This window comes from Amycolatopsis dongchuanensis (assembly GCF_039542405.1).
GTDB lineage: Bacteria > Actinomycetota > Actinomycetes > Mycobacteriales > Pseudonocardiaceae > Amycolatopsis_E > Amycolatopsis_E sacchari.
In genome coordinates this window covers 17,970-31,511 of sequence record NZ_BAABIB010000106.1, presented here as the reverse complement: position 1 = coordinate 31,511, position 13,542 = coordinate 17,970, and the positions used below count along the sequence as shown (strand labels likewise).

The 13,542-nt window shown below is 72.5% G+C and carries 17 protein-coding genes; 12 read left to right on the top strand and 5 right to left on the bottom strand.

Translation table 11 applies throughout. From position 1 onward, the window contains the following. Positions 1–4 precede the first annotated feature (4 nt). Genes ABFX51_RS27715 through ABFX51_RS27705 form a run of 3 tightly spaced genes read left to right on the top strand, consistent with a single transcriptional unit; the run spans position 5 to position 2,228 of the window. Positions 5–751, top strand: coding sequence for a hypothetical protein (locus tag ABFX51_RS27715; protein WP_346055386.1), 747 nt, complete (start codon positions 5–7; stop codon positions 749–751). Continuing rightward, on the top strand, positions 748–1,305 hold the full coding sequence (lspA, locus tag ABFX51_RS27710) for a signal peptidase II (RefSeq protein WP_346055385.1): 558 nt from the start codon (positions 748–750) through the stop codon (positions 1,303–1,305). Before ABFX51_RS27715 ends, lspA begins: the two co-directional genes overlap by 4 nt. Then, a complete protein-coding gene (locus tag ABFX51_RS27705; RefSeq protein WP_091516595.1) occupies positions 1,302–2,228 on the top strand; it encodes an RluA family pseudouridine synthase in 927 nt (308 codons plus the stop codon). Before lspA ends, ABFX51_RS27705 begins: the two co-directional genes overlap by 4 nt. Here ABFX51_RS27705 and ABFX51_RS27700 read toward each other — a convergent pair. Further along, positions 2,225–2,791, bottom strand: coding sequence for a TetR/AcrR family transcriptional regulator (locus ABFX51_RS27700; protein ID WP_346055384.1), 567 nt, complete (start codon positions 2,789–2,791; stop codon positions 2,225–2,227). The genes ABFX51_RS27705 and ABFX51_RS27700 overlap by 4 nt on opposite strands. Positions 2,792–2,897: 106 nt before the next feature. Between ABFX51_RS27700 and ABFX51_RS27695 the strand changes: the two genes are divergently transcribed. From ABFX51_RS27695 to ABFX51_RS27685, 3 genes are all read left to right on the top strand, one after another. Next, positions 2,898–3,311 (top strand): ester cyclase, encoded by a 414-nt coding sequence (locus ABFX51_RS27695; protein WP_346055382.1) that lies wholly within the window; start codon positions 2,898–2,900, stop codon positions 3,309–3,311. Further along, positions 3,308–3,775: a hypothetical protein gene (locus ABFX51_RS27690; RefSeq protein WP_346055381.1), complete on the top strand. Its 468-nt coding sequence runs from the start codon at positions 3,308–3,310 to the stop codon at positions 3,773–3,775. The genes ABFX51_RS27695 and ABFX51_RS27690 overlap by 4 nt, the downstream gene beginning before the upstream one ends. Before the next feature lie 172 nt (positions 3,776–3,947). After that, positions 3,948–4,265, top strand: coding sequence for a hypothetical protein (locus tag ABFX51_RS27685; RefSeq protein WP_346055380.1), 318 nt, complete (start codon positions 3,948–3,950; stop codon positions 4,263–4,265). A 3-nt stretch (positions 4,266–4,268) separates the two neighbouring features. Here the strand turns inward: ABFX51_RS27685 and folE are convergent, their stop codons facing one another. Beyond that, the gene (gene folE, locus ABFX51_RS27680) at positions 4,269–4,892 is read right to left on the bottom strand and encodes a GTP cyclohydrolase I FolE (protein WP_428832506.1); all 624 of its coding nucleotides are present in this window, start codon (positions 4,890–4,892) and stop codon (positions 4,269–4,271) included. A gap of 89 nt (positions 4,893–4,981) precedes the next feature. Here folE and ABFX51_RS27675 point away from each other — a divergent pair, with 89 nt between their 5' ends. Then, on the top strand, positions 4,982–5,662 hold the full coding sequence (locus ABFX51_RS27675) for a helix-turn-helix transcriptional regulator (protein WP_346055379.1): 681 nt from the start codon (positions 4,982–4,984) through the stop codon (positions 5,660–5,662). Here ABFX51_RS27675 and ABFX51_RS27670 read toward each other — a convergent pair. Continuing rightward, entirely contained in the window at positions 5,651–6,415 is a 765-nt protein-coding gene (locus tag ABFX51_RS27670) for an AsnC family protein (protein ID WP_346055378.1), read from the bottom strand. The genes ABFX51_RS27675 and ABFX51_RS27670 overlap by 12 nt on opposite strands. Before the next feature lie 44 nt (positions 6,416–6,459). Here ABFX51_RS27670 and ABFX51_RS27665 point away from each other — a divergent pair, with 44 nt between their 5' ends. Genes ABFX51_RS27665 through ABFX51_RS27655 form a run of 3 tightly spaced genes read left to right on the top strand, consistent with a single transcriptional unit; the run spans position 6,460 to position 10,814 of the window. Then, on the top strand, positions 6,460–8,115 hold the full coding sequence (locus ABFX51_RS27665; RefSeq protein WP_346055377.1) for a DUF885 domain-containing protein: 1,656 nt from the start codon (positions 6,460–6,462) through the stop codon (positions 8,113–8,115). Further along, complete coding sequence (locus ABFX51_RS27660; protein ID WP_091516615.1) at positions 8,112–9,728, top strand: DUF885 domain-containing protein; 1,617 nt, start codon at positions 8,112–8,114, stop codon at positions 9,726–9,728. Before ABFX51_RS27665 ends, ABFX51_RS27660 begins: the two co-directional genes overlap by 4 nt. A 45-nt stretch (positions 9,729–9,773) precedes the next feature. Further along, complete coding sequence (locus tag ABFX51_RS27655; protein ID WP_091516617.1) at positions 9,774–10,814, top strand: LLM class F420-dependent oxidoreductase; 1,041 nt, start codon at positions 9,774–9,776, stop codon at positions 10,812–10,814. Here ABFX51_RS27655 and ABFX51_RS27650 read toward each other — a convergent pair whose 3' ends face one another. Further along, positions 10,815–11,192 carry a nitroreductase family deazaflavin-dependent oxidoreductase gene (locus ABFX51_RS27650; RefSeq protein ID WP_346055376.1) on the bottom strand — a complete coding sequence of 126 codons (378 nt, stop codon included), beginning with the start codon at positions 11,190–11,192 and terminating at the stop codon, positions 10,815–10,817. A 42-nt stretch (positions 11,193–11,234) separates the two neighbouring features. Here ABFX51_RS27650 and ABFX51_RS27645 point away from each other — a divergent pair, with 42 nt between their 5' ends. Next, on the top strand, positions 11,235–11,999 hold the full coding sequence (locus ABFX51_RS27645) for an Fpg/Nei family DNA glycosylase (RefSeq protein WP_346055375.1): 765 nt from the start codon (positions 11,235–11,237) through the stop codon (positions 11,997–11,999). Between the two features lie 30 nt (positions 12,000–12,029). Further along, complete coding sequence (locus ABFX51_RS27640) at positions 12,030–12,233, top strand: hypothetical protein (protein ID WP_091516621.1); 204 nt, start codon at positions 12,030–12,032, stop codon at positions 12,231–12,233. A gap of 48 nt (positions 12,234–12,281) precedes the next feature. On the opposite strand, the gene ABFX51_RS27635 is transcribed toward ABFX51_RS27640, so the two are convergent. Next, positions 12,282–13,448 carry a serine hydrolase domain-containing protein gene (locus ABFX51_RS27635; protein WP_346055373.1) on the bottom strand — a complete coding sequence of 389 codons (1,167 nt, stop codon included), beginning with the start codon at positions 13,446–13,448 and terminating at the stop codon, positions 12,282–12,284. Positions 13,449–13,542 lie beyond the last annotated feature (94 nt).

Sequence of the window (13,542 nt, the reverse complement as noted above, 5' to 3'; positions counted from 1 at the left end):
CCCGATGACTGGGGAACGTCGGGCCGCGTGGTTCCCACCGGCCCTGCTGGGGTTCGCGTTGCTGGCGGCGACCGCGTGGGAGCTGCGCTCGCCGCGGCCCTGGTTCGCCTACACCTCCCTCCAGGGGTTCCACCCGGTGCGGCAGCAGCAGTACCTGGTGGGGGTGCCGTACCAGCAGTTCCTGCTGACACCGCCCGCGCTGCCCAGCGCGTGGCGGTGGGGGACGCCGTGGCAGCTGGCGGTCGCGGTCGCCTTCCTCGGCGCGCTCGTCTGGTACCGGCGGCGGATCGGGTCGCCGGGCCGCGTCGTGCTGACCGGCGTGGCGGGGCTCGCGGTGATCGCGTTGTCGACCGGGCTGGCCGCCGCCACCCGGTCGGCCGACGGGCAGGTGCTCGCGGCGGCCATCGGTGCTCCGCTCGGTCTGCTCGGGTTGTGCGCCGGTGCGTGGGCGGTGGTGCGGCCGGGGAGCCGGGTCGCGCTGCGGACGTGCCTGGTGTGCCTGCCGCTCGCGGCCTACGCGCTCGGGGCGGCGCTCAGGGCCGAGCTGGTCGACCCGGTGACGGCGGCGCTGGGCCTGGCCGCGCTCGCGTGGCTGCACCGCAGTGTCGTGCTGGCCGTGGTCGTGGCCGGGTTCCTGCTGGCCGCCGTGGCGCTGACCGGCAGCCCGCTCGGCCTGCTCGTGCCGGGGGCGGTGGCGCTGGCCGGGGCGCTGGCCGTGCTGGTCAGTGCCGGGAGGACAATGGCGGCGTGAGCACCGAACACCAGTCGCAGCCGGAGGCAGAGCCGGCCCCGTCCGCCCCGCCCAAGCGCCGCGTGGTGCTGCTGGCCTGCGTGGCGGTGGCCGCGCTGGCGCTCGACATCGTCACCAAGGCCGTCGTGGTGTCCACTTTGGAGGGTCACGCGCCGGTGCGCGTGCTCGGCGGCCTGGTGTACCTGCAGCTCGTGCGCAACTCCGGGGCCGCGTTCTCGATGGCCACCGGGCTGACGTGGGTGCTGGCGATCGTCGCGATCGGGGTCGTCGTGACGCTGATCTGGTTCGCCGGGCGGCTGCGCTCGCCGGGCTGGGCGATCGGGCTGGGGCTCGTGCTGGCGGGCGCACTGGGCAACCTGGTGGACCGGATCTTCCGCGCGCCCGGCCCGCTGCGCGGCCACGTCGTGGACTTCATCTCGGTCTTCGCGCCGAACGCCGAGGTGTGGCCGGTGTTCAACGTCGCGGACTCGTGCATCTGCGTCGGCGGGGTGCTGATCGTGCTGCTGTCGCTGCTGGGGCGCGACTACGACGGCACGAGGCGGGGCAAGAAGTGAGCACGCGGATGCTGCCCGTCCCGGACGGGCTCGACGGGATGCGCGTGGACGCGGGGCTGGCGAAGCTGCTCGGGCTCTCGCGCACGGTCGTCGCGGAGCTGGCCGAGTCCGGCGAGGTGCTGCTCGACGGCAAGGCCGTCGGCAAGTCGGAGCGGCTCGCCGCGGGCGGGCTGCTGGAGGTCACGCTGCCCGACCCGGACCGGCCGGTCGAGGTCGTCGCGGAGCCGGTCGAAGGCATGAAGATCCTGCACGACGACGAGGACATCGTGGTCGTGTCGAAGCCGGTCGGCGTGGCCGTGCACCCCAGCCCCGGCTGGACCGGGCCGACGGTCGTGGGCGGGCTCGCCGCGGCGGGCCTGCGCATCTCCACGTCCGGTGCCGCCGAGCGGCAGGGCGTGGTGCACCGGCTCGACGCGGGGACGACGGGCGTGATGGTCGTCGCGAAGAGCGAGCACGCGTACACGGTGCTCAAGCGCGCGTTCAAGGAGCGCACGGTCGAGAAGGGCTACCACGCCGTCGTGCAGGGCCACCCGGACCCGACACGCGGCACGATCGACGCGCCGATCGACAGGCACCCCAAGCACGACTACAAGTTCGCCGTGGTCGCGGGCGGGCGGCCCAGCGTGACGCACTACGAGGTGGTCGAGGCGTTCCGGGCGGCGTCGCTGCTGGACGTCAAGCTGGAGACCGGGCGCACGCACCAGATCCGCGTGCACTTCTCGGCGCTGCGGCACCCGTGCGTCGGCGACCTGACGTACGGGGCGGACCCGGTGCTGGCGCGCAAGCTGGGTCTGACGCGGCAGTGGCTGCACGCGCGCACGCTCGGCTTCGCCCACCCCGCGGACGGCCGCTGGGTCCAGTTCGAGGCGGAGTACCCCGAAGACCTGGCCCACGCGCTGCGGGTGCTGCGCGACGAGAGCTAAGGCCGGAACTGGGCGACGAGGAGCTCGATGCGCTCGGCGTCATGGCCCGGGCGGAGCCGGTCGCCGCGGCTGAGCATCGTCAACCCGTGCAGCGCCGCCCAGATGACCTCCGTGAGGGTGTCGACGTCGCGCGCGCCCGCGATGGTGGCGACCGCTCCGCGTAGTTCCCCGAACGCCCGCACCAGCGGCGCCGGGGTGTCGTCCGCCGCGAACCGCAGTCGCGTGGCCCGGATGAACATCGCGTCGTAGAGGGCGGGGTTCTTCGCGGCGAACTCGCTGAACGCGGCGGCGACTCGGGTGAGCTCGTCGGCGCCACTGCCGCCGCGTGCCGCGCGCAGCGCCTCGGCGAGTTCGCCGAAGCCGTCCAGCGCGACCGCCTCGACGATGTCCTCCATCGAGCCGAAGTGCTTGTACAGCACCGGTTGGCTGTACTCGATCTCGGTGGACAACCTGCGGGTGGTGACCGCGTCCCAGCCTTCGCGCTCGGCGAGGGAACGCGCCGTCTCCGTGATGAGCCGGCGGCGGGCAGTGCGCTCGCGGTGCCGGCGGTCCTCGATGGCCACACCTGATCCTAGCACCGCTAGAAGTGCTAGCGACGCTATTGACGCTCGTGCGGCGCTGGGTTAGCGTTGCTAGCGCTAGCAGTGCTAACTGCCCGAGGAGACTGACATGACCGGACAGCGGCTCGCCGAGCTCTACGTCGAGATGCTCAACACCCACAACCCGGACCTGGTGGACGAGTTCGTCGCCGAGGACTACGTCAACCACAACGACTTCGTCGCCGACGGGCGCGAGGCCAACCGCCGGTTCTGGACCGTGTTCTTCGCCGGCCTGCCGGACGTGCGCGTCACGATGGAGGACCTCGTCGTCTCCGGGGACCGCGTCGTGGGCCGGTTCGTCTACCGCGGCACCCACGACGGTGAGCTGATGGGCATCCTGGCGACCGGCAAGCCCGTCGAGATGCGCAGCATCGACATCTGGCGCGTGCGGGACGGGATGTTCGCCGAGCACTGGGACGAGCTGAACCTGATGCAGCTGTTCCAGCGGATCGGCGCCCTGCCCGCGCTCGGCGGTCAGGCATGATCTCGCAGCTCGCCGCGCTACTGGCGGTCCTGAGCACGGGCGTCGTCTACGGCACCGACGTCTTCTGCGCGCTCGTCCAGCGGTCCGCGCTCGCGCGGGTCGACGACGCCACGCTCGCCGCGGTCATGGGCAACCTGCACCGCTTCGCTGACCGGCGGATGCCGGTGCCGGGGATCCTGGGCGTCGTCGCCGCGGCCCTCGCGGCGGTGCTGGCCGCGGTCGACGGCCGTGTCGCCGGAGCGGTGGCCGGGGGAGTGGCGTTCCTGCTGCTGGTGGTCTGGGTTCTGCTCTACCTGCGCGTCAGCGCGCCGATCAACCGCAAGCTCACCGCGGCGGCCGACGCGCACGAAACCCCTGCGGACGCGCGGATCCTGCAGCGGAACTGGGACCGCGTCATCGTGCCCAGAGCCGTCCTGCAGGGCGTGGCCGTGCTCGCTCTCGGTATCGGTCTTCTCAGTTGGTGAGGTGCACGATGGTTCCGCCGTACCACGCCCAGTCGGCAGGCGGCTTTCCCTCCTTCGCGCACCACGAGTCGGTTTCGGCGCTGTGGTCGCACAAGTGGCGGATGGACGGCGGGACCGGAGGCCTGGGAAAAGGGCAAGGCCGCCTACCGGACCGGCCTCACCGGACCGGCTGATGAGCAGCGTCCTCGACTGGGTGGCCGCGAACGCTGCCAGGTACGGGTTCGACCCCGGCAAGATCCTCGCCAGAGGGGTCAGCACCGGCGGCTACTACGCGTTCCGCGCCGCGCACACCCACGCCGGCCGGCTGTTCGCCGTCGTGGCGCAGGGTGGCGGTGCCCACCACCTGTTCGACGCCGAGTGGATCTCCGCCCAGAACCGGATGGAATGTCCGTTCGCGCTGGTGCGCGGGAACCCTGGGCACATGGGCAATCCCGGTGCCGAGGAGATCATCTACGACTGGCTCGACGACGCGGTCGGCGGCAGGCGCTGATCCTCAGGCCTGGATGCCGGTCAGCGCGAAGAACTCCTGACGGGTGCCACGGTCCTCCCGCACGAGTCCGTGCAGCGCTGAGGTCACCGTGCGCGAACCGGTCGCCTGCACGCCGCGCAGCGACATGCACAGGTGCTCGGCCTCGATCACGACCCCGACCCCGCGCGGCGCCAGGTGCTCCTGCAGCCAGTCCGCCACCTGCTTGGTCAGCCGCTCCTGCACCTGCAGGTCGCGGGCGAACAGTTCGACGACCCTGGCGAGCTTGGACAGGCCGAGGATCCGCTCGCCGGGCAGATAGCCGACGTGGGCGAAGCCGTGGAAGGGCAACATGTGGTGTTCGCACAGGGACGAGAACGGGATCCGCTTGGCGAGCACGAGTTCGTCGTAGCCCTCGTCGTTGGGGAACGTGGTGAGCTGGAACTCGCGCGGGTTGAGCAGTTCCGCGTAGGCGTTCGCGACCCTCCTCGGGGTGTCGGCCAGGTGCTCGGACGCCGGGTCCTTGCCCAGTGCCACGAGCAGGTCCGCGATCGCGCGCCGCGCGGCGGGCAGGTCGACCGTCTCGCGGTCGTGCACGACGCTGAGGTGCCGCGTCGTCACAGCGGCCGTGGGCAGTTCTTCGACAGTCACCCGGGATTCCCTTTCTAACGCCAAGGTGCGCTGACTTTAGAACGCCTTCCCGGTTTTCGTCAACGACGGTGTGCTTTAGAGTCCAGGGGATGGACAAGCTCCCGGCCGCCCGCGCCGTCTCGGCCGTCGCCGCGCTCGACGAGCCGACCCGCCGGAAGCTCTACGAGCACGTCGTCCGGCAGCCGGAGCCGGTCGGCAGGGACGAGGTGGCGGAGGCGACCGGCCTGCCCCGCGCCACGGTCGCGTTCCACCTCGACCGGCTCGTGGCCGAACAGCTGCTCGAAGTCAGCTTCGAGCGCCGCACCGGGCGCAGGGGGCCCGGTGCGGGCCGGCCCGCCAAGCTCTACCGCCGCTCCCGCGACCAGGTGAGCGTGTCCCTGCCCGACCGCCAGTACGAACTCGCCGCCCTGCTGCTCGCGGACGCCGTCGCGGAGGCGGACGCCTCGGGCGCACCGCCGGGACCGGTCCTGCGGACGCGGGCGCGGGCGGCGGGCGAAGCGCTCGGCCGGGAGATCGCGGCCCGCGGTGAGGACGCCCTCCGCCGTGTGCTGGAGGAGCACGGCTACGAGCCGCGCCCGGAGCGGGACGAGCTGGTGCTCGCCAACTGCCCCTTCCACAGCCTCGCCCAGCGCCACACCGAACTGATCTGCGGCATGAACCTCGGCTTCACGGAAGGACTTCTGGCCGGTCTGGGGGAGCCGCCCGAGCGCGCGTACCTCTGCCCGGCGCCGGACGCGTGCTGCGTCCGCCTGCGTGCTTCAGTCCAGTGACCAGGTGAGCGTGCGCTCGTCCGGCTCCGGCCGCGGGCTCCACCGCACCGCGGCGATCCGCGTCGATTCGGGGACGAGGTACACGGTGTGCCCGCCGACCGTCTCGCCGGGCCGCACGCCGATGCGGTGCGGCGGGCGCGAGGTCAGCGACACCGGCGCCTTCGGGACCGCCTTGCCTTCCGCGGTCACCAGTTCGAGGTAGTTGTCGGGCAGCGCGCCGAAGGGCACGGCGCCCCGGTTGGTGACCTCGGTGTGCACGACGACCGCCCGCTCACCCGGTTCGAGCCGGTAACCCGCGGCGCCGAACAGGAAGTCCGCGGGGTCCTGCACCTCCAGCAGCCGCACGGTCAGCTGCTCGCCGTCCAGTCCCGTCGCGGCGAGCGCGTCACCGACGCGGCCCGCCTGCCGGACCGCGGCCTGCCGGTCGCCGCGGGCCCACGACGCCGTCTGCGGCGGACCCCACGTGCTCAGCACCGGATCGACCGGCGGCGGGGGAGGCGGCGGTGGCGGGGGTGCGGCGACCCGGCCGTACGGCGGCGGGGCCCACGCCCCGGCGAGCGCGGCCCGCAGCCCGTTCGGATCGCTTTCCACGCCGACCAGCAGGGGTAATCCGCTGCCGGACAGCGCGACCAGGCGGTACGCCACCTCGCGCGGGTCCATCCCGACCTTCGCCGCCAGCTCGTGCACCGCGATCTTGCCCACCTCGGCCAGCGCGGCGAGCAGGCGGGCGTCCACGGGATCGGTCACGGCCACGATCGGAAACGCTACCTCCTCCCTACCGGGCGTAGCCTGTGCCGGTGACCGAGGTGACCAAACTTGCCGACGAGTTCGTGGAAGCGCTGTTCGACGCCGAGCCGCTGTGGCCCGCCATGCTCGGCATCGAGTCCGACCGGGAGGGGATCGGCGACCTGAGCGAGGTCGCCGAGGCCCAGCAGCGCGGCCTGCTGCGGGACTTCGTCAGCCGCGCGCTGGCGCTGGAACCGGAAACGGCCGAGGACCGCACCACCAGGGACGTGCTGGTCAGCCAGGCCCGCGGCTACCTCGACAAGATCAGCGCGCACACGGCCGAGTACACGGTCACCGACATGTTCGTCGCCCCCGCCGCCGGGCTGCTGACCCTGCTGCCGATGCTGGGCGTCGCCACCGAGGCGCAGGGCGAGCGGCACCTCGGCCGCCTCGCCGCGATCCCGGCGTACCTGGAGCAGGCGGCCGAGCGGCACCGCAGCGGTGTCGCCGCCGGGCGCGTGCCGGTGGCCCACCTCGTGCGGGCGGCGATCGCGCACCTCGACCGCTACCTCGCCGACCCGGCGAACGACCCGCTGCAGCGTCAGCCCGCGCCGAGTGACGACTTCGCGAAGCGCCGCGCCGAGCTGCTGGAGAACGTCGTCCGCCCGGGGTTCGCGCGGTACCGGGATGTGCTGGCCGACGAGATCGTCCAGCACGGGCGGCCCGCCGACAAGGGCGGCCTGTGCTGGCTGCCCGACGGCGAGCGCATGTACGCCGCGCTCGCCCGCGCCCACACCACCACCGAGCGTTCGCCCGACGACCTGCACGAGACCGGGCTGCGGATCATGGAGGAGCTCGCCGAGGAGTACGCCGAACTCGGTTCCCGCGTGTTCGGCACGACGGAGCTGCCGGAGATCTTCGAGCGGCTGCGCACCGACCCGGCGCTGCGCTGGAAGGACGAGGAGGAGCTGCTGACCTCCGCCCGCGAGGCGATCTCCCGTGCGGAAGAGGCGTCCCCGCGGTGGTTCGGCCGCATCCCGCCGCACCCGTGGGTTGTGCAGGCCGTGCCCGCGGCGGAGGCGCCCGGCGCGCCCACCGCGTTCTACCTGCAGCCCGCCGTCGACGGTTCGCGGCCCGGCACCTACTTCGCCAACACCTACGAGGTCACCGAGCGGTTCCGGCACACCTCCGAGGTCATCGCCTTCCACGAGGCCATCCCCGGGCACCACTTCCAGCTCTCCACCGCGCTGACGCTGACCGACCTGCCGCTGCTGCGCCGGATCGGCGACTTCAACGCCTACGCGGAGGGCTGGGGCCTCTACACCGAGCGGCTCGCCGACGAGATGGGGCTGTACTCCAGCGACCTCACGCGGCTGGGCATGCTCACCATGGACTCGATGCGCGCCGGCCGTCTCGTCGTGGACACGGGCCTGCACGCGAAGGGCTGGAGCCGCGAGCAGGGCGTGGCGTTCCTGCGCGAGCACACCCCGATGCCGCAGGTGGAGATCGACAACGAGGTGGACCGCTACCTGGCCTACCCCGGCCAGGCGCTGTCCTACATGGTGGGGCGCCTGGAGATCCTGCGCATCCGCGAGCAGGCGAAGCGGGCGCTGGGCGACCGGTTCGACATCCGCGCGTTCCACGACGTCGTGCTCGGCGGGGGCGCGTTGCCGATGTCCGTGCTGGACGCCGTCGTCGGCGCGTGGATCGAGGAGCAGGCGGCGTGAGCGAGGTCGAACGGCTCGCCGACGAGTTCGTCCAGACGTGGTTCGCCGAGGACCCCACCGCGCCCTCGATACTGGGCCTGCCAGGGGATCACGGGCGGCTGCCGGACTACAGCGCCGACAGTGACCAGCGGTTCCGGGCGCGCTACGCCGACATCGCGGCTGCGGCCGAGTCCGCGCAGGGCGATCCCGTGACGCGGGGTCTCGTCGTGCAGCAGGCGCGTGCGGCCGTGGACCGCATCGACGCCGCCGAGGTCGAGTTCTCCGTCAGCGACGGGTTGTCGGCGCCGGGGCTGCGGTTGCTGAACCTGCTGCCCGTGCTCACGGTGACGACGGACGAGCTGGCCGAGGGGTACGTGTCCCGGCTCGCCGCCATTCCGTCCTATTTGGACGCCGTGATCGAGCGGCAGCGGGACGCGGCGCTGCCCGGTTTCCTGGTGCGGGCGGGCGCGGAGGCGCTCGGCCGGTACCTCGACGCACCCGACGACGACCCGCTGCGCCTCTCCGGACACTCCTTTGTGGACAGCCAGGAGAAGCTGCTGGCCGACGTCGTCCGCCCGGCGTTCGCGCGCTACCGGGAGTTCCTGCTCGACGAGCTGGCGCCGCGGGCGCTGTCCGAGGACAAGGCGGGCCTGTGCTGGCAGCCGGACGGTGAGCAGCGGTACGCGCGGCTCGTCCGCTTCCACACCACCACGGACCACACCCCGCAGGAACTGCACGAGACCGGGTTGCGGCTCATCGACGCCCTCGCCGAGGAGTACCGGGAGCTGGGCTCGCGCGTGTTCGGCACCACCGAGCTGCCGGAGATCTTCGAGCGGCTGCGCACCGACCCGGAGTTGCGCTGGGGCAGCGGCGACGAGCTGCTGGAGGCGGCGCGCTCGGCGATCCGGCAGGCGGAAGCCGTGGCGCCGCAGTGGTTCCGCACCGTGCCGGAGCAGGAGTGCGAGGTGCGCCCGGTGCCGCCGGCGGAGGCCGACGGCGGCACCATCGCGTACTACATCGGGCCCGACTTCGCCCGCACGCGCCAGGGCGTCTACTACGCGAACACCTCGCACGCCGAGGAGCGGTTCCGCCACACCAGCGAGGCCATCGCGTTCCACGAAGCCGTGCCGGGGCACCACTTCCAGATCAGCGGTGCGATGAACCTGACCGGGGCGCCGCTGCTCGCCAAGATCGCCGAGATCAACTCCTACCTCGAGGGCTGGGGCCTCTACGCCGAGCGGCTCGCCGACGAGATGGGGCTGTACTCCAGCGACGTCTCGCGCTTCGGGATGCTCACCCAGGACTCGATGCGCGCCGGGCGGCTCGTCGTCGACACCGGGATGCACGCGCTGGGGTGGAGCAGGCAGCAGGCGGTGGACTACCTGCGTGAGCACACGCCGATGGCGCCGCTGGAGATCGAGCTGGAGATCGACCGCTACGCCGGGGTGCCCGGGCAGGCGCTGTCCTACATGGTCGGCAGGCTGGAGATCCAGCGCGTGCGGGCGGAAGCCGAGGCGGCGCTGGGGGAGCGGTTCGACATCCGCGACTTCCACGACGCGGTGCTCGGTTCCGGCATCCTCCCGCTGGCCGTGCTCGACACCGTGGTCCGGAACTGGGTCGCCTCCGTGCGGTAGGGTGGCCAGCAGCTAAGCGGGCGCTCAGTTCGGAAGGCGGCACAGATGCGGATCGGGACGCAGATCTCCTACGCCGGTGGCTTCGCGGAAAGCGTGGCCGACGTCGTCGAGCTGGAGAAGGCCGGGCTCGACCTGGTGTCGGTGCCGGAGGCGTACTCCTTCGACGCGGTGAGCCAGCTCGGCTACCTCGCCGCCCGCACCGAACGCGTCGAGCTGGCGTCGGGGATCCTGCAGATCTACACCCGCACGCCGACGCTGACCGCGATGACGGCCGCGGGGCTGGACTTCGTGTCGGGTGGCCGGTTCTCGCTCGGCATCGGCGCGTCCGGGCCGCAGGTGATCGAGGGTTTCCACGGCGTGCGGTACGACGCGCCGCTGGGGCGGACCCGCGAGATCGTGGACATCTGCCGCCAGGTGTGGCGGCGCGAGCGCGTCGTGCACGAGGGCAAGTACTACAAGATCCCGCTGCCCGCCGACGAGGGCACGGGGCTGGGCAAGCCGCTCAAGCTGATCAACCAGCCCGTGCGCGAGCGCATCCCGATCATCCTCGCCTCGCTGGGGCCGAAGAACGTGGCGATGACCGCGGAGATCGCCGAGGGCTGGGAGCCGATCTTCTTCCACCCGGAGAAGGCGGCCGACGTGTGGGGCGCCTCGCTGGCGGAGGGCAAGGCCAAGCGCGACCCGGCGCTGGGTGAGCTGGACGTGCAGGTCGGCGTGCCGGTCGCGATCGGTGACGACGTCAAGCACATGCTCGACTGGGTGCGGCCCGTGGTGGCGCTCTACGTCGGCGGGATGGGCGCGCGCGGCAAGAACTTCTACAACGAGCTGGCGTGCCGCTACGGGTACGAAGCCGAGGCGAAGAAGATCCAGGACCTCTACCTGGACGGCAAGAAGGACGAGGCCGCCGCGGCGATCCCGGCGGAGCTGCTGGAGGCGATCTCCCTCATCGGGCCCGCCGGGTACGTCAAGGAGCGTCTGGCCGCGTATGCCGAAGCCGGGGTGACCACGCTCCAGGCGCAGCTGCTGGAGCCGGGCCTGGAGCGGCGCGTGCAGGTGGTCGGCCAGCTGCGGGAGATGCTGAGCTGATCAGGCGCGGTCGAGGTACAGGAACTCCGTCATCCCCGTCAGAGCCAGGAAGAACCGCTGGGCGGCCGGTGCCACCGTGCGCCGTTCGTCGCGCACGACGCGGGGGTTGGTGAGCTTCACGACCCCGCCGCCGATCTCGAGTTCGCAGGCCCCCGCGGCGAGGACGTTGCGCACCCAGTCCGTGTCCGGGCCGTAGGTCAGCGGGATGGCGTAGCCCGTCGGCGTGGGGAAGACGCCGACCGGGGTGCGGTACTCGCGGCCGGACCGCCGGCCGCGGTGCACGACCCGGGCCAGCGGGCCGCCCCGGCCGGCGAGCGGGCCGAGCAGGCGGTTGGTCACGACGCGGTTGAAGCGGGCGAGGCCCTTCGGAAGCACCATCTGCCCAGTTTGCCCTTCGCGCCGGCGTGGAAGCCGGGCAGCGTGCCCGAACTACCCGATGTCGAAGGTTTCCGGCGCGTCCTCGCCGAACACGCCGGGAAGCGGATCGAAGACGTGGTGGTGCACGACGCCCAGGTGCTGCGGGGCGTGAGTGCGCAGCGGCTGCGCAAGTCGCTGACGGGGCAGCGGTTCGAGCCGCCGCGGCGGCTGGGGAAGTGGCTGATCGCGCCCGTCGGCGGACGGCCGGAGACCCTGGTGCTGCACTTCGGCATGACCGGTTCGCTGTCGACCGGTCCGCCGCACCGGCACGACAGGGTGGTCTTCCGCATGGCCGGTGGCGAGCTCCGGTACCGGGACATGCGCAAGCTCCAGGGCCTGCGGCTGCTCGGCGAGTCCGGGCTCGAGGAGCTGCTGGCCGGTACCGGGCCGGACGCGCTGGAGGTGCCGAAAGGACGGTTCCGCGAGCTGCTGCCCGCGCGGCGGCAGCTCAAGGGCGCGTTGACCGACCAGGCCGTGCTCAGCGGGCTGGGCAACCTGCTCGCGGACGAGATCCTGTGGCGCGCGAAGCTGAACCCGCGGACGCCGGCGGGGGAGTTGTCCCCGGCCGAAGTGGACCGGCTGCACGCGCGGATGCGGTCCACCCTGCGGACGGCGGTGCGGGCCGGGCGGGTGCCGCCGAGGGCGTCCTGGCTGACCGGGCACCGCGACGAGCCCTCCGGCGCGTGCCCCCGCTGCGGGACGGCGCTGCGCCACGGGCGGACCGGTGGGCGCGGGACGGTGTGGTGCCCGCGGTGCCAGCCGGGTTGACGTTTCGCGGAAATGCGGTAGGCCGGTGTCATGGCACAGGAACAGGGCAGGAAGCACCACATCGACCCGGATCCGCCGCTGACGCCGGAGTTCCCCCGGCTGCAGCACCCGGATCTGGAACCCGGCCAGACCGAGGACGTCCCGGCGAAACCGCCGAACAGCGGGGAGGTCCGGCAGCAGCCGGAGTCCGAGGACGTGCCCGCCGGGAACCCGACCCCCGAACCGCCGGACTAGGCCGCCGGGGGAACCGCCGTCCCGCACGAACGGCGGTTCCCGGCCGGATCAGGGCGCCGCGGTGATCAGCTCGCGGGCCTTGTGGGCCACGCCCACGGCGGCCGCCTCGTGGTTGGCGAGCACCACGGCGGTCCAGCCGGAGCCGGGGAACCAGTCCAGGTTCGTGGACACCCCTCTCGCGCCGCCGTTGTGGCCGTTGCTGAGCCGGCCGTTCGTGTACTGGGTGGTCGGCCCGTACCCCTCGAAGAACGAGTTGTCCGCCGCGAGTGGCCACTTGGGACTCGCCGCGAGGTGCGTGTACGCCGCCGAGTGGAGCCTGTTCCGCTGGAACGCACTCGCGAAGCGCGCCAGGTCGGCGGCGCTGGCGAACGCGCCGCCCGCCGGGCTGCCGATGATGGCGCCGTCGGACATGTCGATCACGTCGGTCCACCCGCCGCCGGACTTGTCGTACGGGTGGGCGATGCGGCGGTCCTCGCGCCACTGGGCGGCGGTGAAGAAACCCGCGGTGGACATGCCCGCGGGGCGGAAGACGTGCTCGCGCACGTAGTCGAAGTACCGCTGCCCCGTCAGCTCGGCGACGATCGCGGCGAGCACGAAGTAGCCGTCGTTGCTGTAGGCGTTCCTGCTGCCCGGGGTGAAGTTCAGCGGCAGGCCGCGGATGAAGTCGAGGGTGCCGGTGAAGATCTCGTCCAGTGTCTTCCACTGCTCGGAGCCGGGCGGTCGCGGCGGGTTGATCGAGGGACGGCCAAGGCCGGAGGTGTGCGTGAGGAGCTGGTGGATGGTCACGGACTCGCCGACCTCCGGCGGGAAACCCGGCAGGTAGTTCTTCAGCGGCTTGCCGTAGGACAGCGCGCCCCGCTCCGCGAGCTGGTGGATGGCGGTCGCGGTGAAGAGCTTGGTGATGGAACCGAGCGCGAAGAGCGTGTCCGGTCCGTTGGGAATGCCCCGCGCCAGGTCGGCCAGGCCGTGCGAGCGGGACAGGACGGTTCTGTCGTCGTGTGTCAGCAGGACGGTGCCGGAGAACGCGTCATCCCGGGCGAGCTGGGCGAGGTACCGGTCGAACTCGCCGCCGGGCCGGAGTGCGGCGGGGAGCCGGGCGCTGGTGGCCCCGGCGGAGCCGGTGGCTGTCAGAGCCCCACCGGCGGCGAGCGTGCCGACGCCGAGCGCGGCGAGCACGGTCCGGCGGGAGGTCGCGGTCGTGTCGTTTGTGGTCATGGCCCGCAGCCTGCCGGGCGGTGGTCAGGATCTTGTCAGGATCGGGCGGGCGCCGGGTTCTTTCAGGGAGTTCACAGCCGGGTCGGCCAGACTT